Genomic DNA, 23,295 nt, shown 5'->3' with positions numbered 1-23,295 from the left:
TTGTTAGTTTAATTGTCCGTCTGAAAACGCGGTAGATTCATAACTTTTAACCCCTTTTAATTCATCCACCCAATTCCAGGAAGTATGTATTGTGATCGTATTGGATCGATCTTCCGGATTGAACCCATCTTCTTCCAGTTCCCAAATAATATGCTCCGATTCTTCAAACTTATTGGATGCGATTTGTTCATCAAAAAGCCGATAGATAATGTTGTGATTATCCATTCCATCATTCAGCAATCGAGCCACAAAAGAGGGAGTTAATGTTTTGAGATTGACGTCTGAAACATTATTCTGAGAGATGATCTTAAGCTTTATTTTCACAATATCCGGTTCCGAGAACTTCTTCGGAAATCCCCAATAAAGCATGCAGCACACATTGAAAAGCTCCTTGTGATAGGCGAGATCTGAATATTCTTCCCATATCCGATCATCCTGAAGTTCATCCACCAGGTTTTGTCGCTGACCTTTATTCAATCGGTCACCCAACCGAAATTCCAGCACCTTATCAGAGGCTTCCTCTACATCAAAATCAGATAAAGCCATGCCTGTCATTTCCCTCAGCTCTTCCGGTGTAATCGAGTCTGCATCATCAAAGTCAATGTGATTTAGCAGTCCGACCAAGTCACTTGAAGTCCATGCATTCGGCAGCTCATGCACTTCCTTCATTTCGAGAAGCTCAACTTGATATTTAAAATTCATGTAGGGCGATATATGATTATTTAGTCAGGCTTCCGATAAGATTAGGTTGCTCTCTCTTATCTTCTATTAATTGAGAAGCGTATTGAGAACGAATGGCCGTGATCCAGTTTTTAGCACGAGCTGTCAATTTGAAGTCTTTGGTCATCATTCTACCTCTTGATACCAGAATTCCCAGATCGGCACCATCGTAGAGGTAATCTCCTTTATTGGTAATTCGAAGGAAGAATGCTTCACTTTCACTTTCCACGGCTCTTCTGTGTGTGTCCATTCTATCAAACTGAATATGGCCATTATCAAACATGCGCCAGATGCCGGAACCGGGTGCAGCAGTCACATATTCAATGGTGTCTTCCGTATGTTTTACAATCAGTTGACTCCAGGTATCTATATTTTCTTGCTTAGCCCAACGATCGTTTATGGCTTTCACATTAAGCTCATAGTCCACATCCATGTATTCTAAAATGTGGAAGAGATAAAGTGGTGCATCTGCCAGTGCAAATACAGCATGGTTGGTAATGGAGCTTGCTCCGGTTACTCGTGGGTTTAGTTCACCTAAATAGATTTCTCCATTATCCTGATCAATCAAAAAGTCTAATTCAAAGTATCCTTTGTAACCTTCCTTTCTCAATTGCTCACCAAACTGCTGGGTATATTTCAAAGCATTTCTCCGGATTTCTGGAGTGAATGCCTCCGGGAATATCTCATTTCCACACCATCCCCCTTTGTAAGGTGTTAGTTCTTTGAACCCAACCAACTCAGTCATCAGTGGCGCCACAATTGTGCCATGCCTGGTTACGCATGCTTCAATTGCCGAGCCTCTGCAATTGATCCTCTTCATTACTTTCACTTCATCTTCCTGCTCAATTTCTTCAGCGTATTTTTTATATTCTTCCTCATTGGAAATGAAAAAAGTGGTGTGACCGGAATCACCGAAAGGTGTTTGGATTACCAGGTCTTTCCCCAATTTTTTTGAAACCTCACATAAATGCTTGTAGCTTTTCACCCTTGTTAAAACGTTTGGTACACACGCCACACCTGCTTTTTCTGCAATACGATTGGTATTCACCTTATTGTCCATGAATGTCCGCATCTTGGCGGACGGAAAAATGACCTCCAGGCCTAGTTTTTTAGCAAGCTTTTCCGTTTTCTCATTGAACATTAAGAAAAGCACTTTACCGGCTTTACCACCTTTTTTTCTTGATTGAATGTACGATTGAACTTCAGGATGTTGTAGCAGGTAGTTGTTGATATCTTCGATGCTCTCAAATTCATCGTGAGGCATTTCATTCTTTGGTGAGAACACATTTGGATGCAGGCCATCAAAACATTCAATGTTACAAATGAATTTGAACCCCTTGATCCACTCATCAGCACCCAATAAGTTGAAGTTGGTTGCGCTTATGAAATAGATAGGGGTCTCATTTTTGTAGAAAAACCGTCTAATGTCAGGGATGCCACTAAGGATTGGTTCCGCAGTTGCGGCCTTCTTGGAAGTTACCTTTACTGCACCTGCTTTTTTAGCAGCTACAGTTTTTTTGGCTGCCGGCTTTTTCTTTGCAGGAGCTTTTTTAGCAGGCTGTGTTTTTTTGGTATTATCACTCATATTTTTATCGTTAGGGTTCCTATTCTATTTTTTCTTTTTTGCCATAGCCATGGACATTCCACCCATCGCTGTAGCTGTTTTTTGACGGTTCAGGACGCTTTCTCTGAAGATTCGAAGACCCAGATCAGCACGATATCCATGAATCTCTTTCACGTCCAGTGCCAGCATGAATCGAATAATTTCCTCACTCACAACCTGTCCCGGCACCAGTACCGGAAAGCCCGGTGGGTAAGGAATCACGAAAGAAGAAGCGACTAATTCCCTTCCATTTTGAATGGCTTCCATGCAAGATCGAATAGGGATGTATTCGCAGTTTTCTTCATTGTACGCAAGAAAATAAGCTGCTCGTAGATTGCCACCCGGTACTCCCGGTACAGCCAAAAAGGATGCATTGAACCGGCTGAAATCAGGCAGAGGGGGCAGATCTTCCGTCATCGATTTGATTCGTAATCTGGCAATCTCACTTTCCCGTTTATTTAGCGAACCGTATTCATCGTCCAACTGCTTAGAAATCTTTAAAAGCACTTTTGTCAGGTATGCCACACTACCTCTGGTGGTGCCAATATTTGTCATGAAGAGCACCGTGTTTCGGGAGGTCTTGTTGATCTGAATGTTGTATTGATCCATCAGATACTTGTTTTTGAACGTATCCCCGTCTACTCCGGTGCGCCCGATAAAAAGTGTAATCTTTGTTGGATCCAGCATGAACTCATCCTGCTCCCAGGCCTGTTCCATTCGGTTCCATCCGGTAGCCGAGTCGTAGTATTCAGCCAGCCCACTTTCACGGTATTGATCAGGAATGAAATCTTTCAATGTGAGCACATCAAAATACTTGCTGAGCTGCGGGTTATCGATCACTTTGGCTCTCAAAACCATTGCTAGCTCCACACTTTTTTCCACCATTTCATAGCCTTCAAACTGAGCTTGTCTTCTCCCTACATCCAAAGAAGCCAGCATCTGATAGTTGGGCGAGGTAGACGTGTGCGTCATGTAAGCCTCCAGAAAGGTGCTCTCCGATTTTTTACGAAAATCCTGATCCCATATATGGATCATGGAACCTTGGCGAAAACTGCTTAGCGTTTTGTGTGTGCTTTGCGTAGCATAAACTCTGATCCGCACTTTGTCCGGGTTTGGAAGCGTTGGTTCTTCACCTTCTTTTAGTGCCTTGACATGCTCTTGATATTGTCTTCGATAGGCAGGAGTTTGGTATTTTCTGTACAGTTTTTCTGCGGTGAACATACCGGTTCGCTGCTTGTACGTATAGGTGAAGCTAGCAAAAGCAAACCAGGCTTCATCCCAAAGAAAAACCATGTCAGGTTTGATAGCCAAAACCCGTTCCATCACGCGCTGAACGTTGTAAACAAGCCCGTCAAAAGTGCAGTTGGTAAGGAGCAACATTTTCACTTTGTCCAGCCTGCTTGCTGCCTTCAGTTGCAGAAGTTTATTCAGGATTTGCTCCAAAGGAACTGCTCCATACATGGAGTATTTTTCAATGGGATATGAATCCAGATAGACAGGATATGCTCCTGACAAGACCAAACCGTAATGATGAGATTTGTGACAATCCCGATCTATCATGACCAGATCACCTGGCTCCACCAGTGCCTGAACCACTATCTTATTAGCCGTGGATGTTCCGTTCGTAACAAAGTATGTTTTTTGAGCTCGGTAGGCTTTTGCCGCCATTTCCTGAGCCTTTTTCAAGGGCCCTGTTGGCTGGAGCAATGAATCCATTCCTCCGGTTGTGGAAGAGGTCTCGGCCAGGAACATGTTTCGTCCATAAAAGTCCCCGAAATCTTTTATCCATCGCGACTTAAATACTGAGTTACCTCGCGAAATAGGCATAGCGTGAAAGATCCCGGTAGGCTTTTGGCTGTATTCTTTTAGCGCACTAAAAAAGGGCGTCTGATGTCGCTCCCTGATGCCACGAATGATAGCTAAATGCAGTTCTTGTAAATCTTCTTTTCGGTAGTAAATCCTGCGGAATAACTGCAGGGTTGTATCCTTCAGGTCAGTGAGCGCTGTGTCAGTGACATAATAAGTGTCTAACTCCGGTCTGAATTGCTTGATCAGCTCCCCCAACTTTGGACCTAGATCCGATTCCGGAATGGAATTCAAATCGATCTTCAATACATTTTGAATGTATGGCTTGATTAACGGTGAAATATTTGAAGAACGATAAGGTGGAGCATATCGGATAACTACTGCCTGAATGTTGTGATTAAAAAAGAGCGCGATTAAGGCGTCCTGAAAAGAGTGCTGAACGTTAATGTTGTAGCTAAACTCTTCATGGGGATCATGTAAACTTTTTACCTTGAGATGCAAAGCAGCCTCATCCGCTGTGCTTAAGTCTTCCAGAAAAAGTACTTCGAAATAGTTCCTTTTGTTGCTTACAATTTGCTCTCCCTTTTCTTCTACTATCGGTTCATCACTATCATCATCAATTGGGGCAAATATGTTTTCGCTGTACTCATCGCTCACGAGCTGTCGGGTAAGCCGGGACACGGTATTGGCCAATGCTTCGTGCTCTCTTCTTGCCAGTGATTTGGCCAGTTTATCAACTACTAATTTGCCTGGTACAGCAAAATATTGTTCTACCGTTTTCAGGTTCTTAAGCAGTTCTTGAACCTTTTCTTTGTGACTGGTTTCATTCGCTGAGCCTCTCCGACAATGGGACAGTTCCACACACTCATTTTTCAGAGAATTCCAGTGGTTGAGCCTCAGCTGACCAATGCTGTAATACGGTGCGCTTATTTGTTTTTTACGAGTTGACATTCACCTCAGCTTTTAGAGTGTAAAGCGAGGCGATTTCCTTCTGAGTCAATAAAAAGGGCGAAGTACCCAGAGTCTTCGTCTATTAGTGTTTTGGGCATCACAATGCGCCCGCCGGCATCTTCAATCCTGTTGAGAATCGGGCTCAAATCCTTGCCACCGTTGAGATAAACCAGGGGACCCACTTCACTTGGAACACAACCTTCACCCGTCACCACAGCTCCTCCAATACCATTGTCGGCGGGAAAAAAGGCCATCGCATAAGCAGGCGATTCGGTTGTTTCCATTTCAATGTCATAAATATGGTTGTAAAATGAGACCGCCCGTTGCAGGTTCAATGCCGGTATTTCAAACCAATTGACATAGTGTCTTAATTTCTTACCTGATTTTTTAGATGAAGTGGATCCCATTTATCTGTGTTTAGGTGTTAAAATTTGTATTAAATCCTTTGTATCCGATCGCTGGGTCATTGTAAGCCGGGTCACTTTGGTTTAAGTCGCTTTCTTTCTGCTTTAGCTCCGTGAGTTTGTTCAGTTTGGTTGGCTTAATAAGCGGCCCGAGCGATTCTAAATATGGATGTTTTGCCCCTTGCTGATAGATGCTAAAATCACCAATGTGATCTCTGAAACTTTTCAGTGGCTGACCTAACCTCAATACTCCCAATTCTCTGCTTCGTTTTACTCGCTCAATATCAAGCTCGATCGGTATAATCTCTTCTGTGCTACCTGCCTGATAGAGTACTCTGCCATCCGGTCCGCACACAATAGATCGGCCACTACCACCGGTATCCAGTCCATTCACGTCAAAGAAAAAGCACTGATTCACGGTTGCCATGGCTCGGGCAATTGAAAGCTCAATATCTCGGTCGATTGTTCCTGTCATGGTTGGGTGAAGAATAACTTCTGCGCCCATTACAGCCAGTGTTCTCACGGTTTCCGGAAACCACATATCGTAGCAGATTGAAATGCCAAAACGACCAACATCCGGCACGTCAAAGACACAAAATTGATCGCCTGGAGTTACACCCACCTCGTATGGATAGAAAGGAAACATTTTGCTGTATCGGGTGACAACCTCTCCCTCAGGATTAATGACCGAAGCGGTATTGTAAATCTTACCTACCCGCTTTTCAAAAATGGAACCGGGCACCAGCCAGATTCCATACTTTTTCGCCATTTTTTGCATTTCCTGCTCAAACAATCCTGGTACTTCCTGAGCGGTATGAGTGAGTGGGCCGAAAGCACATAGCTCACTAAAAACCACCATATCTATCCATGGATAAAGGTTCATGGTAATGTCCAGTTTCAGCTTCATCATTTCCACGTTGGAATAGGTGGCTGACACCTTCATTTGTATACCTGCAATAGAGAATGGTTTCATTACTTCGTTTTTGAATTGTTTAATATTTCTTGTTCTAAAATGTCGAGTCCTGCATTTAGCTGCTCGTCGGTAATAACCAGCGGAGAAAGGATTCGAATGACGTTTTTGTAGGTGCCGGCACTCAGTATGATCAACCCTCTGGCAGCACATGCTTTTACGATCGCACCGCACAGTTCCCCATTTGGCTGTCTTGGATCACCGTTTTTCACAAACTCAATGGCGATCATGGCGCCCTGACCTCTGACGTCCCCAATGTCCGTACATTTTTTCTTTAAAGCGTCAAGCCTGTCCGTAATGATTTTGCCGATTTCAGCTCCGCGCTTATTCAGGTTGATGTCCTTCATGTATTGAATGGTAGCTGAGGCTGCCACACAACTTATCGGGCTACCGATATAGGTGCCACCAATCGTGCCGGGTGCTGCTGCATCCATCACTTCTGCTCTGCCAAGTACCGCAGCAATCGGGAGTCCCGATCCCATGGATTTGGCGTACGTGCTGATATCAGGCGTCACGCCATAGTTCTGCCAGCTGGCCCAGTTGCCCGTTCGGGCAAAACCACTTTGTATTTCATCAATGATGAGCATGATGCCGTGTTCATCGCAGAAAGCTCGTAGGCCCTCCATGTATTTTTGAGGGACGGGGTTAAATCCACCTTCGCCCTGGATAGGCTCGATAATAACTGCCGCCAGGCTTTTTGGATCCACCAGATTCTTTTCGCTAGCCTTCAGGCTTTTAAGCTTCCACTCAACAAACTCATCCATGGACTTGCCTTCGCTGTATCTATAGAAATTTGGGAAGGGAATGCGGTAAACCTCCGGTGAAAATGGACCACAATCGATTTTGTAGTCAATCTTGCTGGTAAGCGTCATGGCCATCATGGTTCGGCCATGGTACGCATCTGTAAAACACAATACGCCCTGTCGTTTGGTAGCCTGACGAGCAATTTTGATAGCATTTTCCACGGCTTCCGCTCCGGTGCTTACCAACATCGCCTTCGTCTTTTTGCCATGCGGCAAAATCTCAGCAAGCTCTTCACACAATTTGATGTAGGGCTCATACGTCACCACATTGAAGCTGGTATGAAGGTATTTACCTGCCTGCTCTCTGATGGCAGCTACCACTGGTTCCGGGCAGTGTCCTGCGTTCACCACGCCAATACCACCGGCAAAGTCAATCAGCTCATTTCCATCCACATCAATTACCGTGGCTCCATGCGCCTCACTTACGGTGGCGGTGTTGAACACACCAACTCCATTAGCAACGATATTCTTTCTTCTTTCAAGCAGTGCTTGAGACTTTGTAAGGTTTATAGACATTAATTTTTATTTAATTCTAATTAGACTGAGTTATTATGTTAAAGTCACAATGAGTTGGAGAGTAAGGCGAATATGATGACTCAGATAACTGAAAGTAAGGATATCCTTCTTGCGTATTCAACAACAAAGAGCAAACTCAGGCTGGGATTGAATATCTCTTAATATAGTCAAAAAAAACCAGAAAGAGGGTGTTTATGGGGTGAGGAGGGGGTTGGATACCTGTGATCTCAGAGTCCTCTGCGAGTGACTCGGAGAGGAAGTTGCTCCCCTCAGAGTCACCCTGGTATGGAGATGAAGGGCGGACTCTGAGGAATACTGGTTCGTTTATATATTTGAAACTATGCCTACGCATTGTATTCACGAAGAGAAGGAGACATTCTATTTCACCACATTTACTTGTCACAGATGGCTGCCTCTGCTAGAAAGGGCAGAGATTCATGCGTATCTGCCTGGCTGGATAGACCAACTCTCTAGTCGTGGACTAATCATTTGTGGATATGTAATGATGCCTAATCATCTTCATCTTTTATTATATGTTACTGCAGATTGTAAGGGACTTAACCAAGTGCTTGGAGATGGCAAGCGATTTATGGCCTATGAGGTAGTTTCAAAACTCAAAAAACTCAAAGAGGAAGCCATGCTGGGAAAACTAGAAGAAGGAGTTCAGGCAAATGAACGTGTAAAAGGTAAAAGGCATCAAGTATTTCGATTGTCATTTGATGCTAAAGAGGTGGTTGGGGATGAAAATATCAACAAAGTGCTTGATTATATGCATCATAATCCGGTGAGTGGAAAATGGAATTTGGTGGAAGATTATACAAGATATCCGTATTCAAGTGCTGGATTTTATGAAAAAGGTGAGGTGGGAATTGTTAAAATTGTTGATTTCCGAAGTGTGATCTCAGAGTCCTCTGCGAGTGACTCTGAGGGTATAAAAAAGCGAGGTGACGGAAGTGGTCATTAAGCGGCTACTGGAGGAGCAAATTTTGAAGACGGGTGGTTAGGCTGTAAGATTTTCGATTCTCTCAGATTCCTCTGCGAGTGACTCTGAGTGACGGTAAATCGTTTTTTCAAAATTCCTGTTTTGGCATTATTATAGCAGACAACTAGTCAAATGCCACAATCTTACGAGAAGTATAAGAACTCAGTACGCCATGAATTAATGAAGGCTTTTGATGAAAGAATCAAAAAAGCCATGACCTTACGGTCTATGTCTCAGCTAAGACTTAGTACTTTAATAAGTGTAAGCCAACCTGAAATTTCATACTACTGTAGAGGAAAGGCATATCCAAGATTAGGGGTTATTCAACAATTAGCATTTCATCTTAATGTGTCTTATTTGTGGTTGAAATTTGGAACAGGTGAGATATTTACTTCAAAAGAAGACATCCTTAAATCATTCCACTCTTCATTCCAGGAAAGACTAGTCTGGCTACTCTGGAATAATAATTCTAGCCCAGTCAAATTAGCAAAATCCCTTCAATGTAGTTCTACCATCATAAGTCATTGGTGTGAAGGAGATAGGATTCCAAATATTTCAAATAGTTTGCTTCTGGCTAAACATTTCAACGTTGATCAGGCTTGGCTCATTGAAGACAATGAAAAGTTCTTAACGTATGAACAAGCCAATAAATTAGATATAGGCGTCATAGATTATATTAAGTATTTGAAGAAGGAATTGCGATATGATGACCTATTCAAATAATTAATCATCAAACCGCCGTATTACAGAACTCATGTGGACATAAAAGGATGAATTGCAATTCACCATAATGCAATTAAAATGGCAATAGTGTGATCTCAGAGTCCTCTGCGAGTGACCCTGAGGGGAGTTAATATTCACATCATAACAACACGACTTTTTTGATAATAGCGGACCTTATTGCCGACATGTTTAGGTTGTCCTACGTTAAATTCCCAACCCTCAAAAGAATTATCTGGGAGCTTTATTAAGTAATTAATTGTATGCCTATTATCATTTTCCTTCACAGCTTTTTTCTCAAATGAAATAAGTTTTCCATTCTGTTGAAAATCATCGATAATGAATGTAGGATCATTTTCATTTCTCAAAATATAGTTATCCCCTTTTACAAAGAATACCTCAGATCCATTTCTCTTTTTGTCAATTTGGTATTCATTTACCCAAGCACCCTTTCCAAATACCTCCTCTGGAACTTCAACTTTTTCACTACTTTCCTCAAGTCGTTTGATTTTTGCTTTTAAGTTATTAGTATTTTTCTCCTTATTGTCAAGTTCATCTTGGAGGCTACTTATTTTATTCATAGCTCTATCATAGCTCAAGTTTATCGAATCCAACTCTTTACTGAGGTTAGTACTTTTCTTAATCAGAGATTCTTTCTCAGAAGCTTTATACCATTTAGTTGGTTCCCAACTTGCTTGCTTAGATGAAGTAAAATCATTCACTTTTTTGTACACCCATCTTCCTGTGTAGTTTATTAGACTCATTGCTATCATGAAAAAATACCCACCAATCAATGAATATAGTATGACAAAATAGAATCCGAACCCGTCTACGAACCAATCAAATTGATCATAAAATTTATCCACATATTCTATTCTTCGCGTCGTTGAAAATGAACTATCAAAATTGAATATTGCGAATAGGAGTTTTTTGTTAAATCCAATCCAAACAGTAATAACAGATGCTATATATGGGTTTCTGAATTTTTCATTAATCCATTTTGTAACGGAATCTTTAATTTCTTCAACTTCCATTCTATCGAAGTTAACTCTTTAGTGGAACATAATGACAAACAATTGCTTATCAATCTTTGTCGTTTTTTGGAATGCCTCTTGGATTTGAGTACTAAATAAAACTTTTCTCAATAATTCACATGCCGATCAATCACCTCTGGGTGAATGTCCGAAATCGTGACCAGAATAGCGGTCTCTTCCACATCCCCGAAATCGGGATTTTGAGCGGTACCAAACGTCATCATGGTGTCGGATAGGCTCATGTAGATATTAATCAGTGGAGGCACAAATTCACCTCGTTCTTTCAGCAGTTTATGTAGCAGTTTGAATCCGTCCTGGTAGTTCATTTCAGTAGCGAAATGTTCTTTGAACAACGAGTCATTAAACCCGGCCTTCAGTTCCGGTTTTGGTTCACACAAACTCATGCGGTTGGGAAAGTAGTGCGCCATAAACGAAAGCAGAATGTCCCGTGCTTCTTTGTTGTAGCTGGTGTACATCGTTACCTTTCCAAAGAAATATTTGATCTCCGGGTAATTGGTCACCAGGCAGCCCAGCCCATCCCAGATATTCATGAGCGCAAACAATCCTTTCCGTGGATTGATACCCGGCTGATAGTTGGGCTGCACCCACGACCTCCCTAGCTCAATGGAGTAGGGAAGAAAATCTTTTTTCATTTCTTCAGAAAAATCAAAATAGTGGGCGGTGGAAAGTTCAAAATCACCAGAGTCCGGATTTTTAGCTCGTTCACCCGTAATAAACCGATAGCCCCCAATGATCTCCCGATCTTCCGGACTGTAGACCACCAGCTGTTCGTAACATCGTTCGCGGGTATCTGCTTCGTCAATATCTACTTCTTCTCCGGTTCCCCCTCCGGCATAGCGAAAGGAAACTTCCCGCAAGCGCCCAATTTCTCGCATGGTGTTCGGAGAGTTGTGATGATTGACAATGTAAATTTTATTTCCCCCCTTGTTCGTATCCCTGACAAACCGCTCTTCATTGAGCTCCTTCTCTAACAGGTCACGATCTACAGGTGGTATGATTTCTTTATTCTTCATTTGATTTTAACCGTCATATCGAGCGAAGCGCGGCTATCTCAAGATTTATTTAGTTATAACTATAAGATCGCTTCATTCTTCGGGATGACGTGCACTTTTTATACTTCTTTCCAACAGCTCTTCAATTCTCCTTTAATTTATACACTTCTCCCTTCATCCACTGTGCCCATTCCAAATCCGTCTTGTCCCGGGTGAACGTGTTTGGTAAAACAGGAGCTCCAATGACAATATTCACTTCCTTGTCTTCCTGCTTAAAGAGCTCGTCCACCAGAAAGAACATTTCAATATTCAATTTAATGCCTAAAAACTTGCGGATGCTGGCCAGTCGGTAAAAACGATTCGTCAGCCTGCCGTCTATATGCACGGGCACTACAGGTTTGCCGTATTTTTTAGCTTTGGTCACAAACGTCTTCTTCCACTCCAGATCCATGATCTCACCATCGATCTTTCTGCTGACAAGCCCGGCTGGAAATAGAAAAGTTGCAGAATCTGATGCAAACTGATCTTCTACTTTTTGCAGAGATTCCGCAGCACTACGCCCCACTTTATTCACCCCCACAAATTTTTCTTTCAGATTTCTAACGGCCATCAGCAGGTCATTCACAATGAATGTGATGTCGGGGCGCACGTCTTTTAAGAGATGGATAATCGTGATGGCATCCATGCCACCAAAAGGGTGATTGGCGACAAAAATGCAGCTCTGTGGAGGTTGAGGAATGTTTTCCAGTCCTTTGATGCTCAGCTTTTGATTGAGGAGGTTCACAGCTGCCTTGCTAAACTCAAATGCGTCCGCATCTTTGTTAGCAGCCATGAAAGCATTCACCTGATCCTGATGTATGATACGCTCCACCCAACGGATCACAAAGCCCGGCAACCATTTTAATAAGGTTGGATTCTTTTCAGCGATCAGCTTCCGAACTTCTACAAATTTCTCCATCAGGGGTGCCTTCAAACTAGTGTTTCAGCAATGATAAATTGCTTTGAGTGTTTGGGCAAAAGAAGTTAATCATTCGAGAGTATTAAGTCTCCTTCCAACTCAAAACTCAAAATAATTGTTTTGTCAGAAATGCTCTCAAGCATGGGCCGCAACACGGAATGTGCATTTTCTTTGGTTTGTTCCAAAATACCGGATTCCAGCGCAGATTTTTGAATTTGCTTTTCAGCCACCTTGTATAGCTCCTGCACAAAATTTCTTCGATCCTCCTGACTCATATAGTCCATTTGCAGGTCATAAAGTCTGGATTTTTCAAGATCAATTTTGAAATAGCAGATTTCAGGTTTGGGAAGCGAGATATAGAGGGTGTCACCCTCAGGCCGGATGTCAGATGATTTAATCCTAGTCAGGTCTATGCACCCAGCCGCACTCCCCTGACTGATCAGCACGCCTTTCGAGTCAGGTAGAGGTTTGTATTTGAAGAGCTTGAAATCAATCGAGCTGGTAATTTTTTTAATTTCGGTGACTTCCTGAAAATTATATTTCACCAGCTCCATCTTGCCAAGTTGCTCCACTTTGGTCAGGATGGTGTTGGTCTCAATTTCAGTGATTCGTTCCTTAGAAAAGCTCATTTTCTCCTGAATCAGCATCCAACTTAGCAGCCCAACGACCAATAACCAGGGAAGAATTTTCAGAATCAGTTTTACCAGATTAATCATGGGTTTAAGATAAGAAATTTTCTTCCTTCAATAATCAATCGTAATATTGCGATATGAGAATGAATTTATCAGAAATGGCAGGTACGTTCGGTCTTGTTTTTGTGGGAGCGGGATCAATTACCATTGGCCTTCCGCACGTCTGGATTTCCATCGCTTTTGGATTAATTGTAACCCTGATGATTTTGTGTTTCGGAAAAATTTCAGGTGCTCATATCAATCCTGCCGTGAGCCTAGGCTTTTATATTCTCACTAAACAGAAAAGCATTCTACATTATATCCCCTTTCAGTTGCTTGGCGGACTATTTGCGGGTGTTGCTTTATGGTTTTTATTTCCCGAAAATGCAACCTATGGTGAGACAAAGGCTTCCGGGACCATTCTGGAAGCAGGTCTGATAGAGGTGTTCATTACCGCCATTTTAATGTATTCGATTCATTGGCTTGTGGGCAAGGAGTTGAAACTTCCGGTGATAGCAATACTTGTGGGATTAGTTGTAGGCTTAGCCGCTTATTTTGCCGGGCCCTATACAGGAGCATCAATGAATCCCGCCCGATCGTTGGGGCCTGCAATAGTTGCCGACTTCTGGGATGGTTTCTGGATGTATATGTTAGCTCCGCTTGTCGGATCAGCTATTGCCACATTTATTTATAAATATTTTTCGAGAAAACGTAACCGTTTAATTTATTCATCGTAATATTACGATATGGGAGTTAGTCGAACTGATTTATTTACTTCTGAGCAAAACGAGCTGGCACTGGTAGCCAAAGCTTTTGCTCACCCTGCACGGGTTGCGATCATTGAGCATTTGATTAAAGCCAATCAGTGCATCAACAGTGATTTGGTTGAAGAGTTAGGTTTGGCACAAGCGACGATCTCGCAGCATTTGAAGGAACTGAAAAGTGTGGGGTTGATTGCTGGTACGGTAGAGGGTACTTCCATGTGCTACTGCATCAATGCCGAAGTATGGAATAAAGTAAAAAGCCGACTTCAGGGACTAATGGATAGCTACGATCCCAATTGCTGTTAAAAAAATTTGAATTAATTCATCGTAATAATACGATATATAAATGTTTAATAATTAAATTGCTAATACAATGGAACAAAAAACAGTATTTCCGCGAACACACATCTCTTTATTTGTCAGCGACATTGGTAAGACAGTGGCGTTCTATGATAAATTCTTTAACGAAAGTGCGGCCAAAGTGAAGGACGACTATGCCAAATATGAGCTGGACGCTCCGGCACTCACCATTTCGTTTATTCAAAATCCTGAGAAGGTGAACACCTCGGGTCACTACGGGATTCAGGTTGAGACCAAAGAGGAGCTTAATGAAAAGCTGAACTTGGCGAGAGGCCACAAGTTGGTAGAGCTGGAAGAAGCTGAAACAGCCTGCTGCTATGCCATTCAGGACAAATTCTGGGTCAACGATCCGGACGGATACGAATGGGAAGTGTATCACTTCTTAGGCGATGTGGAACAAAATGCAGAAAAACAGGCAGCAGCTTGTTGCTGAAAATTCCCCTCTCTGGAGGGGCTAGGGGTGGATTCTTTAATCCACTCCTATTTTCATTTAAATTTTAAGAGTCTATTTATTTTTAACCTTTCATGATCTACCCATCAATAAAATCCTACCTAGACCAAGCAACCTCAGTTACAATCACAGATGAGCGAAAATCCATCCTGAATGAAATTGTCGAATATATAAAGTCAGCAAAAGAGCCTAAGCTCAACTTCATCTGCACACATAATTCGCGTAGAAGTCACCTGAGTCAGATTTGGGCTCAGACGATGGCCTACCATTTTGGAGTGAAGGTACAGACGTATTCCGGAGGCACGGAAGCCACAGCTTTCCACCCGAATGCAGTTGCGGCCATCGAGCGAGCCGGTTTCAAAATTCAAAAAGGTCAAGGAGAAAACCCTCCATACAAAGTTGGGTATTCAGATAATGCCGATCCTATGACTTGCTATTCCAAAACGTTTGACGATCCAGTCAATCCAAATCGGGGTTTTGCAGCCATCATGACCTGCTCAGAAGCGGATGCCGAGTGTCCGATTGTCTTTGGGGCAGATGCCCGGATCAAACTCATTTACGAAGACCCAAAAGTGTCGGATGGAACCGGAAATGAGGAAAAGATTTACGGTGAAAGGTCTGCTCAAATAGCTGCCGAAATGCATTATGTTTTTTCTCAAATAAAAAACTGATTTCCAGAATTTATTAAAGGGTGTCGGTGTTGTTTAACAAACAAAATATTCATGGCGATACCTACCCATCTCAAGCTCAGTGTTCCGGAAACCGAACATCCCAGAATTGTAATCATTGGTGGCGGATTTGGAGGCCTTAAACTAGCCAAAGCACTCAAAAAGGTAAAAGCCCAGGTGGTAATGTTGGATCGGAATAATTTCCATACGTTCCAGCCATTGCTTTATCAGGTAGCCACAGCAGGACTGGAGCCTGATTCCATTGCGGGTCCTTTGCGAAAATCTTTTGAAGGACACTTCAATTACATCTTTCGGATGGTAAAAGTGACCGGAGTGGATTTTGAAAAGCAGGAAGTGCAAACCAAAATCGGAAACCTCAAATATGACTATCTGGTAATCGCCAATGGTTCAGTTACCAACTATTTTGGTCAGGATGAGCTACAGAAAAAAGTACTTCCATTAAAGCGGGTTGTCCATGCGCTTGATTTGAGGAGTCACATTTTGCAAACTTTTGAACAGGCAGAGTTCACACAAGACATAGACAAGCTGGATAAGATGATGAACTTCACTGTGGTGGGTGGCGGTCCGACCGGTGTGGAAGTAAGCGGAGCACTTGCCGAATTACGGAATCATATTTTACCGTCAGATTATCCGGACCTGGATTTTAGCATGATGCAAATCAATCTGGTGGAAGGCTCGGACAGACTACTCAATGGGATGAGCGAGAAGTCAGGCAAAGAAGCGCTGAAAGCCCTGGAAAAAATCGGAGTGAATGTGAAGTTAAATTCCATGGTCAAGTCATTTGAGAATGGAATCGTGAAATTGAATGAAGGTGAGCTGGAGAGCGATTCGGTGATATGGGCAGCCGGTGTGAAGGGGAATATCATCAATGGGATAAATGCCGAAAGTCTTACAAAGGGCCGGATTTTAGTGGATGAATTCAACCGTGCCAAAGGCCAAGAAAGGGTATTCGCTATTGGTGATGTGGCGATGATGCAAACCGAAGATTATCCGGATGGTCACCCAATGATGGCCCCAGTGGCCATGCAGCAGGGCACACATTTAGCTAAAAATTTCAAAAGGTTGTTTTCAGGCAAAAACCTGGAACCATTCGAATATTTCGATAAAGGCTCAATGGCAACCATCGGTCGAAATAAGGCCGTAGTAGATATGCCAGGCGGCATGCATTTCAAAGGATTTTTTGCCTGGCTCATCTGGATGTTTGTGCATATTCTCTACTTAATTGGCTTTAGGAACAAGCTTATCACACTAAACAACTGGATTTGGAGTTACTTTACCTACGACAAAGGAACCCGTTTGATCATTCGAACATTTTCAGCGGAGCAGCGTAGGAAAGCTTCGCAGGATGAATGAGACCATAAATCCCATAATTCATCCATACTTCAAATGGTTCTTTTCTATTTCAAATCAAATAATATTTTTGCAAGCCAAACTCAAAAGGAAAAAGCATGGAAGAGCAAGTACTAGATAAAGATCTTCAAAAAGAGCATCAGGAGAAAATCCAGAAAGTAATTTCTGAAGTAGGTAAAGTGGTGATTGGTCAGGAGTACATGGTCAATCGATTGTTGGTCGGTTTGTTTACTCAGGGTCATATTCTGCTTGAGGGTGTGCCGGGCCTTGCCAAAACTTTGACCGTCAATGCCCTTGCTGATGTTTTGAAGTTGGATTTCCAGCGAATTCAGTTTACACCGGATTTACTTCCTGCTGACTTAGTTGGTACTATGATCTACAATCAGCAGAAAGCAGAGTTTGAAGTGAAAAAAGGTCCCATTTTCGCCAATTTAATTTTGGCCGATGAGATCAACCGATCCCCTGCGAAGGTGCAGTCGGCACTATTAGAAGCGATGCAGGAAAAGACCGTTTCCATCGGAGAGACTACATATAAGCTGGACAGACCATTCCTGGTATTGGCTACTCAAAACCCGATTGATCAGGAAGGAACCTATCCATTACCAGAAGCGCAGGTCGATCGTTTCATGTTGAAAGTACACATCGATTACCTAAGCAAGACTGATGAGATGGAAGTGATGCGCAGAATCTCGAACATGAGCTTCAACACTCAACTGGAAACCGTTCTTACCAAAGAAGATATTTTCTCCATCAGACAGGAAATCAATCAGGTGACAATCTCAGAGTCCATTGAGAAATACATCATAGAGTTGGTGTTTGCTACCAGAAACCCGATGGATTATGGACTTAAAGACGAGGCACAATACATCCAGTTTGGAGCTTCACCAAGGGCATCTATTAACCTGAACCTTGCAGCGAAAGCGATGGCATTCTTCAATCAGCGTGATTATGTTTTACCAGAGGATATCAAGGAAATTGCCGATGATGTGTTGAATCACAGAATCCTGCTCAACTATGAAGCGGAGGCAGATGAAGTAAATACACACGATATCATCAAGTCGATTCTATCCAAAGTAAATATTTCGAAATAATAGGTGATATTAAAGTTGTCTTGTAACTGAAGTATTGAAACGCAAATGCGACTTAAATATGAAATGCAAGGAAAATCGTTTTCCAGAAAGCAAAAAGTGGGACACAGAAAAACTACGGTTTAAGCTTTAGTTGTATAACATACAAAATGGCCATCTTCCAGCAGAAAATCTACTCAAGAGCTTATTTATCATTCTGATTGGGGTAACGACTGAGTGATTTTCAAACCACTTTGGAAAGAGCTAACGAATCTAAAGGCAAGTTCCTCATCAACAGTGCAATAAGCACAAAGGAATTGACACCATGCTCAGGGTAAGCACTGAATAAAGCGTCTAGCGAAACCGACAATAATCGAAAACCACCTATAAGTCTAAACTTTAAAACACCTAATTTTATACATGGAAAACCGGTGAAGATTGCTCCACATGTTATTTCAAATTTTTAAAATCCATCAACCTATTATGACGGGTTAGTACATATTTTTTATCAAAACCTTACACCCATGCCTAAAATCAGAATCAACTCTGTTCAGTGCACCACCCCCGATGAAATTGATAAGGACGAAATGTATCTAAAAAAAGATGGTCATAAAATTTGGCCGGAGGGTGAACGATATCACAGAGTGGATACTGGGGACACGGAAGAAATAGGGCTGGTATTAGATGTCCATGAGGGATGGAATGAGGTTGAAGTGTGGGATTATGATTTTGTGAGCCTGAATGATAAGCTTGGTGTATTCAAATTTAAAGTGGATGATAATCCAGGAAAATATTCTACTTCTATTACGCTATTGGAAAGAAACAGCACTGCCAGCTATCTTCTATATTGGGAAATATTGGATAAAGACGGAAAGTCTGTGGACAACTAAACCGGAAGTCGGTAGCCCTTGATCGTTTTATAAAGACGAACAGCATGCGAATCAGTGAGTCCACTGACAAAATCAATGACAATTTGCAACGCTTCATAGACAGAATTAGATTCTTCTAGCTGAACTTCATACTCTTCTGGCAGTAATCTCAAAATGGACTTATGTTTTGGCAATGGCTTATCAAACTTGTCCGCATAGACAGCTGTTGCAAACGATTCGATTAAATTTTCTATCACCTCATATCCACCTGCTTCCTTTTCCAGGACCAATTTGGATCGGTAAATTTTTTCAATAGATAAATCAATGATTTTTTTCATCGACGGAGCTGATGGAATTAAGCTGGTAAGATCGGTATCGAAAGAACCGTCCAGCATTTTTTCTTCATTGTCTATAAATGCTTCCGAGCATTCCTGAATCAGTTGCCCAATGGCCATTGCACGGAGTGTGCCCAGTTTTTCATGTTGGGATTTGATCTTTTGAACCTTCTCTTCAGAATAAGAATCTCCGATAATTTCAGCTAACATTTCTTTCACCACTTCAAAAGAAACCAAACCCAGCCGGCAACCATCTTCCAGATCAATGATGTGATAGCAGATGTCATCTGCAGCCTCTACCAGAAAGGCCAATGGATGTCTGCACCATTTATTTTTACCCACAGAAACCAATTGCATTTCACTAGCCATTTCGTTGAACAGGTCTGCATTGCATTGATAGTATCCGAATTTCTTTTGGCTTTTTCTGCCATTTTCTTTCTCACATGAAGAAGAAAGAGGGTATTTGGTGAATGCTCCGAGTGTTGCATAGGTTAGCTTTAATCCACCATTTCCTTTGCTATTTAGTATGCGTAACCCTTGAGCATTTCCTTCGAAGGTGGTGAGGTCTTTCCATTCTTTTTCAGACACTTTTCCTTTATAGAATTGACCCTTTTCATTGGTCAGGAAAAAAGACGAAATGCTGTCTTCTCCCGAGTGTCCAAAAGGAGGATTTCCAAGATCGTGAGCCAGGCATGCTGCCCCTACAATACCACCAAAATCTTGTTCCGTATAGCCGGCCTTACTCAGCTCAGGATATTTTTTCAATAGAAATGTTCCGGCATTCTTTGCCAAAGACCTGCCAACAACAGATACCTCAAGGCTATGAGTGAGTCGGGTATGAACAAAATCATCTTCAGGTAGTGGGAACACCTGAGTTTTATCCTGAAGTTTTCTGAATGGATGTGAGAAAATTATTCGATCATAATCCTGCTCGAATCGACTTCTTGTTTGATCATGCGCAACCGTTTTAGTTTCGCCGGGGCGTTTGTGAGATAAGAGTTGAAGCCAGTTCATTTTGAAAAATTAGGTGTTTTCCAGTAAAACAGGGTCTTGTCGGAGCAATCGACAGAGTGTTTGATAGGTTTTTGGGTGCTTTGAATAGAATTCAACCGGCCGTTCAAAGAAATTCTCAACAGCTACTGCGAAAAACTCTTCATTATTAGTGCTACCGTATTCTCTAAAGAATGTTTCTGATCCATTCTTGATTTCTTCCATGGTCCGCCTGGCACGAACTTCCCATTCCTCTAAAACTTCGTGATTGAGAAAGTTGTATTCTTCATTCATGATCCTGTTTTCAAGCCGAAGTGCATGTGCCATTTCATGCAACCCCAGATTTCGTCCATCAGGTTTCAGATAGCCCTCCACAAAATATTTCCAGGAAAGCACTATGGTTTTTGCTTTTGGGTTAACCTCACCTTTATGATGCTGTTTGTTTGCCTGGCTATAAAAGGTTTCCGGGAAAATCAGGATGTATCGAAACCAGCTCAAGTTTACTTTTGGAAAACCAAATGTTAACTGAATGGCAGAGGCAGAAATCAGCACTTTCATCTCCCATGTCACATGGTTCATTTGCCTTGGAATGAATTTTTTAGAGCTAATAAAAAGTGCTAACCTACGTTCAAAAATCTGTTTCGATTTAGGTGGCAGTTTTTGATAATAGACAAAATTCTGAACCAAAAAATCTTTGTGTTTAGCACTTAGGAAAAAGGCCGGGAAAAGACTGCCTGTTTGATTAAAGCGAATAATCCATCTTGCTATAACCGGAATTAATAATAGGAGTAATAATTCCAAACTAGATTTTTTTCAATAGATGCTTCATATCCACCTTATCATGAAGTGTTTTAATTAATTCAGGAACAGAAACCCGCTCCTGACTCATACTATCCCGCTCTCTGATTGTGACCGTATTATCTTCCAATGTTTGGTGATCAATGGTCACGCAATATGGAGTTCCAATTGCATCTTGTCGTCTGTACCTTCTTCCAATAGCATCTTTAGCATCATATTGGAATGAGAAGTCGAAGCGTAGTTCATTTAGAATCTCCTCTGCTTTTTCAGGCAGACCATCTTTATTTACCAGTGGAAGGATAGCCACTTTATTTGGAGCAAGCGCCGGTGGAATTCGTAAAACAGTTCTTTCACTTCCGTCCTCTAATTTTTCTTCGGTATACGAGGAAGCCATGATTGCGAGAAACATCCTGTCTAAGCCAAGCGAAGTTTCTACAACATACGGTACGTAGCTTTCATTGGTATTTTGATCAAAGAATTGCAGTTTCTTGCCTGAGTGCTTTTCATGGGCTTTCAGGTCAAAATCTGTGCGAGAATGAATGCCTTCAAGCTCCTTGAATCCCATTGGGAAGTTAAACTCAATATCAGCCGCGGCATTTGCGTAATGTGCAAGATTGATATGATCGTGGAAGCGATAATTCTCCTGATCTAATCCCAAAGCTTTATGCCAGTTAATACGCTTTTCTTTCCAATGCTCATACCATTCCATCTCTTCTCCTGGCTTCACAAAAAACTGCATTTCCATTTGCTCAAATTCACGCATACGGAAAATGAACTGCCTCGCAATAATTTCGTTTCGGAATGCCTTACCTATCTGAGCAATACCAAAAGGAGGCTTCATTCGAGCTGTTTTTTGCACATTCAGGTAATTCACAAAAATGCCTTGTGCCGTTTCTGGTCGTAAATAGATCTTATCTGCCCCATCTGCTAACGATCCCATTTCCGTTGAGAACATAAGGTTGAACTGACGTACATCGGTCCAGTTTTTAGAGCCTGAAACCGGATCAGCAATTTCAAGTTCTTCAATAAGTGCTTTTACATCAGCCAGATCTCCTGAACCCAGCGCACTACCCAATCGATTTTCGATTGAAGTTATTTGCTCTTTATAACCGACTACTCGAGGGTGTGTAGATACAAATTGCGATTCATCAAAGTCATCACCAAACCGTTTAGCAGCTTTGGTCACTTCTTTTTCAATCTTTCCTTCGATTTTGGCAATGTATTCCTCAACTAAAACGTCAGCTCGATAGCGCTTTTTGGAATCTTTATTATCAATCAGTGGGTCATTAAACGCATCAACATGTCCTGAAGCTTTCCATGTGGTTGGGTGCATGAATATGGCTGCATCAATTCCGACAATATTTTCGTGCATGCGTACCATAGCCTGCCACCAGTATTCTTTGATGTTGTTTTTCAGCTCCGAACCATTAGGGCCATAGTCATAGGTAGCCGCAAGCCCATCATAGATGTCGCTGGATGGGTAAATAAAACCGTACTCTTTGCAGTGAGAAACAATGCTTTTCAAAGATCCTCCGTCAGGTGTATTGCTCATAGCCCGCAAAGATATATTTCCAGGCAATCTTTTGGTTTGCAGGATTAGATTTTTGTAAGAACTACTTAAATTAAGATATGTCTTTTGGCGTACATCTTGCTTGACTTAGTCGGCGAATGGAATCCAAACAACTGAGAAAGACGTTTGTTAGCCATTAAAAATGAATCGAAATGAAGAATTTAACTCTCTATATTCTAACAATATTATTTTCTTTTAGCGTATTGGCTCAGAGTGGAGTTTCGCATAAACCCTTTGACGATTTACTTCAAAAGTATGTTGATGAGAAAGGGATGGTGGATTATAAGGGACTGAAAGCGGATCGAACAAAGCTGAAGTCTTACCTCACCATGCTTGAAAGCAATGCTCCTGAAAAATCATGGACCAAAGATCAGAAATTAGCCTATTGGATCAATGCGTATAATGCTTTTACACTTGAGCTGATTTTAGAGCATTATCCGGTTCAAAGCATAAAAGACCTTGGTTCTACAATTAAAATACCTTTTGTCAGCACCGCGTGGGATATAAAATTTATTAATATAGGCGATGAGGAATACGATCTGAACAATATTGAGCATGGGATTATCCGTAAAGAATTCGACGAGCCGAGAATTCATTTTGCCCTTGTTTGTGCTGCAGTATCTTGTCCCAAGCTCCAGAACCAAGCGTACACTCCGGAAAATCTAGATGCTCAGTTAACAAAGGCAGCCAAAGAATTTTTAGCAAATCCTTCTAAAAATGAGTTTAAGAGTGCTAATCAGGCTACTCTTTCTAAATTATTTAATTGGTATGGTGGGGATTTTAACAATAACGGAACCTTGATAGAATACATCAATAAGTATTCTCCAACGAAACTCAATGCAAATGCAAATATTGATTGGAAGGATTACGACTGGGCACTAAATGAGCAGAAATAGATTTG

23 protein-coding genes are annotated in these 23,295 nt (G+C 41.8%); 10 read left to right on the top strand and 13 right to left on the bottom strand.

The window, feature by feature from the left end; genetic code table 11:
• Nucleotides 1-3 precede the first annotated feature (3 nt).
• The 6 genes from RIC88_RS18350 to RIC88_RS18325 are packed head-to-tail and all read right to left on the bottom strand — an operon-like array spanning nt 4 to nt 7,773.
• The gene (locus RIC88_RS18350) at nt 4-702 is read right to left on the bottom strand and encodes a hypothetical protein (protein ID WP_350219027.1); all 699 of its coding nucleotides are present in this window, start codon (nt 700-702) and stop codon (nt 4-6) included.
• Between the two features lie 16 nt (nt 703-718).
• Nucleotides 719-2,305: a biotin carboxylase gene (locus RIC88_RS18345; RefSeq protein WP_350219026.1), complete on the bottom strand. Its 1,587-nt coding sequence runs from the start codon at nt 2,303-2,305 to the stop codon at nt 719-721.
• 24 nt (nt 2,306-2,329) lie between these two features.
• Nucleotides 2,330-5,080, bottom strand: a complete 2,751-nt coding sequence (locus tag RIC88_RS18340; RefSeq protein ID WP_350219025.1) for an aminotransferase class I/II-fold pyridoxal phosphate-dependent enzyme — start codon at nt 5,078-5,080, stop codon at nt 2,330-2,332.
• A gap of 5 nt (nt 5,081-5,085) precedes the next feature.
• Entirely contained in the window at nt 5,086-5,487 is a 402-nt protein-coding gene (locus tag RIC88_RS18335) for a VOC family protein (RefSeq protein WP_350219024.1), read from the bottom strand.
• 10 nt (nt 5,488-5,497) lie between these two features.
• A complete protein-coding gene (locus tag RIC88_RS18330) occupies nt 5,498-6,457 on the bottom strand; it encodes a carbon-nitrogen hydrolase family protein (RefSeq protein WP_350219023.1) in 960 nt (319 codons plus the stop codon).
• The gene (locus RIC88_RS18325; RefSeq protein ID WP_350219022.1) at nt 6,457-7,773 is read right to left on the bottom strand and encodes an aspartate aminotransferase family protein; all 1,317 of its coding nucleotides are present in this window, start codon (nt 7,771-7,773) and stop codon (nt 6,457-6,459) included. The genes RIC88_RS18330 and RIC88_RS18325 overlap by 1 nt, the downstream gene beginning before the upstream one ends.
• A gap of 340 nt (nt 7,774-8,113) precedes the next feature.
• Here RIC88_RS18325 and RIC88_RS18320 point away from each other — a divergent pair, with 340 nt between their 5' ends.
• Together RIC88_RS18320 and RIC88_RS18315 are read left to right on the top strand one after the other, a co-directional pair.
• On the top strand, nt 8,114-8,737 hold the full coding sequence (locus tag RIC88_RS18320; protein WP_350219021.1) for a hypothetical protein: 624 nt from the start codon (nt 8,114-8,116) through the stop codon (nt 8,735-8,737).
• Nucleotides 8,738-8,887: 150 nt separating this feature from the next.
• A complete protein-coding gene (locus tag RIC88_RS18315; protein ID WP_350219020.1) occupies nt 8,888-9,478 on the top strand; it encodes a helix-turn-helix domain-containing protein in 591 nt (196 codons plus the stop codon).
• A gap of 134 nt (nt 9,479-9,612) precedes the next feature.
• Here RIC88_RS18315 and RIC88_RS18310 read toward each other — a convergent pair whose 3' ends face one another.
• The 4 genes from RIC88_RS18310 to RIC88_RS18295 all read right to left on the bottom strand — a co-directional run bounded on the left by RIC88_RS18310 (nt 9,613) and on the right by RIC88_RS18295 (nt 13,196).
• Complete coding sequence (locus RIC88_RS18310) at nt 9,613-10,509, bottom strand: coiled-coil domain-containing protein (RefSeq protein ID WP_350219019.1); 897 nt, start codon at nt 10,507-10,509, stop codon at nt 9,613-9,615.
• Nucleotides 10,510-10,616: 107 nt separating this feature from the next.
• On the bottom strand, nt 10,617-11,543 hold the full coding sequence (gene glsB / locus RIC88_RS18305; RefSeq protein ID WP_350219018.1) for a glycine N(alpha)-acyltransferase GlsB: 927 nt from the start codon (nt 11,541-11,543) through the stop codon (nt 10,617-10,619).
• 121 nt (nt 11,544-11,664) lie between these two features.
• Nucleotides 11,665-12,480 (bottom strand): 1-acyl-sn-glycerol-3-phosphate acyltransferase, encoded by an 816-nt coding sequence (gene glsA, locus RIC88_RS18300; RefSeq protein WP_350219017.1) that lies wholly within the window; start codon nt 12,478-12,480, stop codon nt 11,665-11,667.
• 65 nt (nt 12,481-12,545) lie between these two features.
• Nucleotides 12,546-13,196, bottom strand: coding sequence for a DUF4230 domain-containing protein (locus RIC88_RS18295; RefSeq protein ID WP_350219016.1), 651 nt, complete (start codon nt 13,194-13,196; stop codon nt 12,546-12,548).
• Between the two features lie 59 nt (nt 13,197-13,255).
• On the opposite strand from RIC88_RS18295, the gene RIC88_RS18290 reads away from it, so the two are divergent.
• The 7 genes from RIC88_RS18290 to RIC88_RS18260 all read left to right on the top strand — a co-directional run bounded on the left by RIC88_RS18290 (nt 13,256) and on the right by RIC88_RS18260 (nt 18,722).
• Nucleotides 13,256-13,888 (top strand): MIP/aquaporin family protein, encoded by a 633-nt coding sequence (locus RIC88_RS18290; RefSeq protein ID WP_350219015.1) that lies wholly within the window; start codon nt 13,256-13,258, stop codon nt 13,886-13,888.
• A 9-nt stretch (nt 13,889-13,897) separates the two neighbouring features.
• On the top strand, nt 13,898-14,221 hold the full coding sequence (locus tag RIC88_RS18285) for an ArsR/SmtB family transcription factor (protein WP_350219014.1): 324 nt from the start codon (nt 13,898-13,900) through the stop codon (nt 14,219-14,221).
• Nucleotides 14,222-14,288: 67 nt separating this feature from the next.
• Nucleotides 14,289-14,708: an ArsI/CadI family heavy metal resistance metalloenzyme gene (locus tag RIC88_RS18280; RefSeq protein ID WP_350219013.1), complete on the top strand. Its 420-nt coding sequence runs from the start codon at nt 14,289-14,291 to the stop codon at nt 14,706-14,708.
• Nucleotides 14,709-14,800: 92 nt separating this feature from the next.
• Entirely contained in the window at nt 14,801-15,397 is a 597-nt protein-coding gene (locus tag RIC88_RS18275; protein WP_350219012.1) for a low molecular weight phosphatase family protein, read from the top strand.
• Between the two features lie 51 nt (nt 15,398-15,448).
• The gene (locus RIC88_RS18270) at nt 15,449-16,768 is read left to right on the top strand and encodes an NAD(P)/FAD-dependent oxidoreductase (RefSeq protein ID WP_350219011.1); all 1,320 of its coding nucleotides are present in this window, start codon (nt 15,449-15,451) and stop codon (nt 16,766-16,768) included.
• A gap of 95 nt (nt 16,769-16,863) precedes the next feature.
• Nucleotides 16,864-17,856: an AAA family ATPase gene (locus RIC88_RS18265; protein WP_350219010.1), complete on the top strand. Its 993-nt coding sequence runs from the start codon at nt 16,864-16,866 to the stop codon at nt 17,854-17,856.
• 500 nt (nt 17,857-18,356) lie between these two features.
• Complete coding sequence (locus RIC88_RS18260) at nt 18,357-18,722, top strand: hypothetical protein (protein ID WP_350219009.1); 366 nt, start codon at nt 18,357-18,359, stop codon at nt 18,720-18,722.
• On the opposite strand, the gene RIC88_RS18255 is transcribed toward RIC88_RS18260, so the two are convergent.
• Genes RIC88_RS18255 through RIC88_RS18245 form a run of 3 tightly spaced genes read right to left on the bottom strand, consistent with a single transcriptional unit; the run spans nt 18,719 to nt 22,376 of the window.
• Nucleotides 18,719-20,050, bottom strand: coding sequence for a deoxyguanosinetriphosphate triphosphohydrolase (locus tag RIC88_RS18255; RefSeq protein WP_350219008.1), 1,332 nt, complete (start codon nt 20,048-20,050; stop codon nt 18,719-18,721). The two genes, RIC88_RS18260 and RIC88_RS18255, sit on opposite strands and share 4 nt — an antisense overlap.
• Before the next feature lie 9 nt (nt 20,051-20,059).
• Nucleotides 20,060-20,827, bottom strand: a complete 768-nt coding sequence (locus RIC88_RS18250) for a zinc-dependent peptidase (protein WP_350219007.1) — start codon at nt 20,825-20,827, stop codon at nt 20,060-20,062.
• A gap of 1 nt (nt 20,828) precedes the next feature.
• A complete protein-coding gene (locus RIC88_RS18245) occupies nt 20,829-22,376 on the bottom strand; it encodes a glycine--tRNA ligase (protein WP_350219006.1) in 1,548 nt (515 codons plus the stop codon).
• Between the two features lie 170 nt (nt 22,377-22,546).
• Between RIC88_RS18245 and RIC88_RS18240 the strand changes: the two genes are divergently transcribed.
• On the top strand, nt 22,547-23,290 hold the full coding sequence (locus RIC88_RS18240; RefSeq protein ID WP_350219005.1) for a DUF547 domain-containing protein: 744 nt from the start codon (nt 22,547-22,549) through the stop codon (nt 23,288-23,290).
• Nucleotides 23,291-23,295: the final 5 nt, after the last annotated feature.

It is taken from the genome of Ekhidna sp., from assembly GCF_040220215.1.
Lineage (GTDB): Bacteria > Bacteroidota > Bacteroidia > Cytophagales > Cyclobacteriaceae > Ekhidna.
The sequence above is the reverse complement of the archived record's forward strand: the minus strand, read 5'-3'. Positions and strand labels throughout refer to the sequence as shown.

Coding starts and splice junctions, on each gene's coding strand:
- RIC88_RS18270 (WP_350219011.1), top strand. CDS start 15,449: ATGGCGATACCTACCCATCTCAAGCTCAGTGTTCCGGAAACCGAACAT.
- RIC88_RS18320 (WP_350219021.1), top strand. CDS start 8,114: ATGCCTACGCATTGTATTCACGAAGAGAAGGAGACATTCTATTTCACC.
- RIC88_RS18240 (WP_350219005.1), top strand. CDS start 22,547: ATGAAGAATTTAACTCTCTATATTCTAACAATATTATTTTCTTTTAGC.
- RIC88_RS18325 (WP_350219022.1), bottom strand. CDS start 7,773: ATGTCTATAAACCTTACAAAGTCTCAAGCACTGCTTGAAAGAAGAAAG.
- RIC88_RS18245 (WP_350219006.1), bottom strand. CDS start 22,376: ATGAGCAATACACCTGACGGAGGATCTTTGAAAAGCATTGTTTCTCAC.
- RIC88_RS18335 (WP_350219024.1), bottom strand. CDS start 5,487: ATGGGATCCACTTCATCTAAAAAATCAGGTAAGAAATTAAGACACTAT.
- glsA (WP_350219017.1), bottom strand. CDS start 12,480: ATGGAGAAATTTGTAGAAGTTCGGAAGCTGATCGCTGAAAAGAATCCA.
- RIC88_RS18290 (WP_350219015.1), top strand. CDS start 13,256: ATGAATTTATCAGAAATGGCAGGTACGTTCGGTCTTGTTTTTGTGGGA.
- RIC88_RS18260 (WP_350219009.1), top strand. CDS start 18,357: ATGCCTAAAATCAGAATCAACTCTGTTCAGTGCACCACCCCCGATGAA.
- glsB (WP_350219018.1), bottom strand. CDS start 11,543: ATGAAGAATAAAGAAATCATACCACCTGTAGATCGTGACCTGTTAGAG.
- RIC88_RS18315 (WP_350219020.1), top strand. CDS start 8,888: ATGCCACAATCTTACGAGAAGTATAAGAACTCAGTACGCCATGAATTA.
- RIC88_RS18255 (WP_350219008.1), bottom strand. CDS start 20,050: ATGAACTGGCTTCAACTCTTATCTCACAAACGCCCCGGCGAAACTAAA.
- RIC88_RS18265 (WP_350219010.1), top strand. CDS start 16,864: ATGGAAGAGCAAGTACTAGATAAAGATCTTCAAAAAGAGCATCAGGAG.
- RIC88_RS18285 (WP_350219014.1), top strand. CDS start 13,898: ATGGGAGTTAGTCGAACTGATTTATTTACTTCTGAGCAAAACGAGCTG.
- RIC88_RS18310 (WP_350219019.1), bottom strand. CDS start 10,509: ATGGAAGTTGAAGAAATTAAAGATTCCGTTACAAAATGGATTAATGAA.
- RIC88_RS18330 (WP_350219023.1), bottom strand. CDS start 6,457: ATGAAACCATTCTCTATTGCAGGTATACAAATGAAGGTGTCAGCCACC.
- RIC88_RS18340 (WP_350219025.1), bottom strand. CDS start 5,080: ATGTCAACTCGTAAAAAACAAATAAGCGCACCGTATTACAGCATTGGT.
- RIC88_RS18275 (WP_350219012.1), top strand. CDS start 14,801: ATGATCTACCCATCAATAAAATCCTACCTAGACCAAGCAACCTCAGTT.
- RIC88_RS18280 (WP_350219013.1), top strand. CDS start 14,289: ATGGAACAAAAAACAGTATTTCCGCGAACACACATCTCTTTATTTGTC.
- RIC88_RS18345 (WP_350219026.1), bottom strand. CDS start 2,305: ATGAGTGATAATACCAAAAAAACACAGCCTGCTAAAAAAGCTCCTGCA.
- RIC88_RS18295 (WP_350219016.1), bottom strand. CDS start 13,196: ATGATTAATCTGGTAAAACTGATTCTGAAAATTCTTCCCTGGTTATTG.
- RIC88_RS18350 (WP_350219027.1), bottom strand. CDS start 702: ATGAATTTTAAATATCAAGTTGAGCTTCTCGAAATGAAGGAAGTGCAT.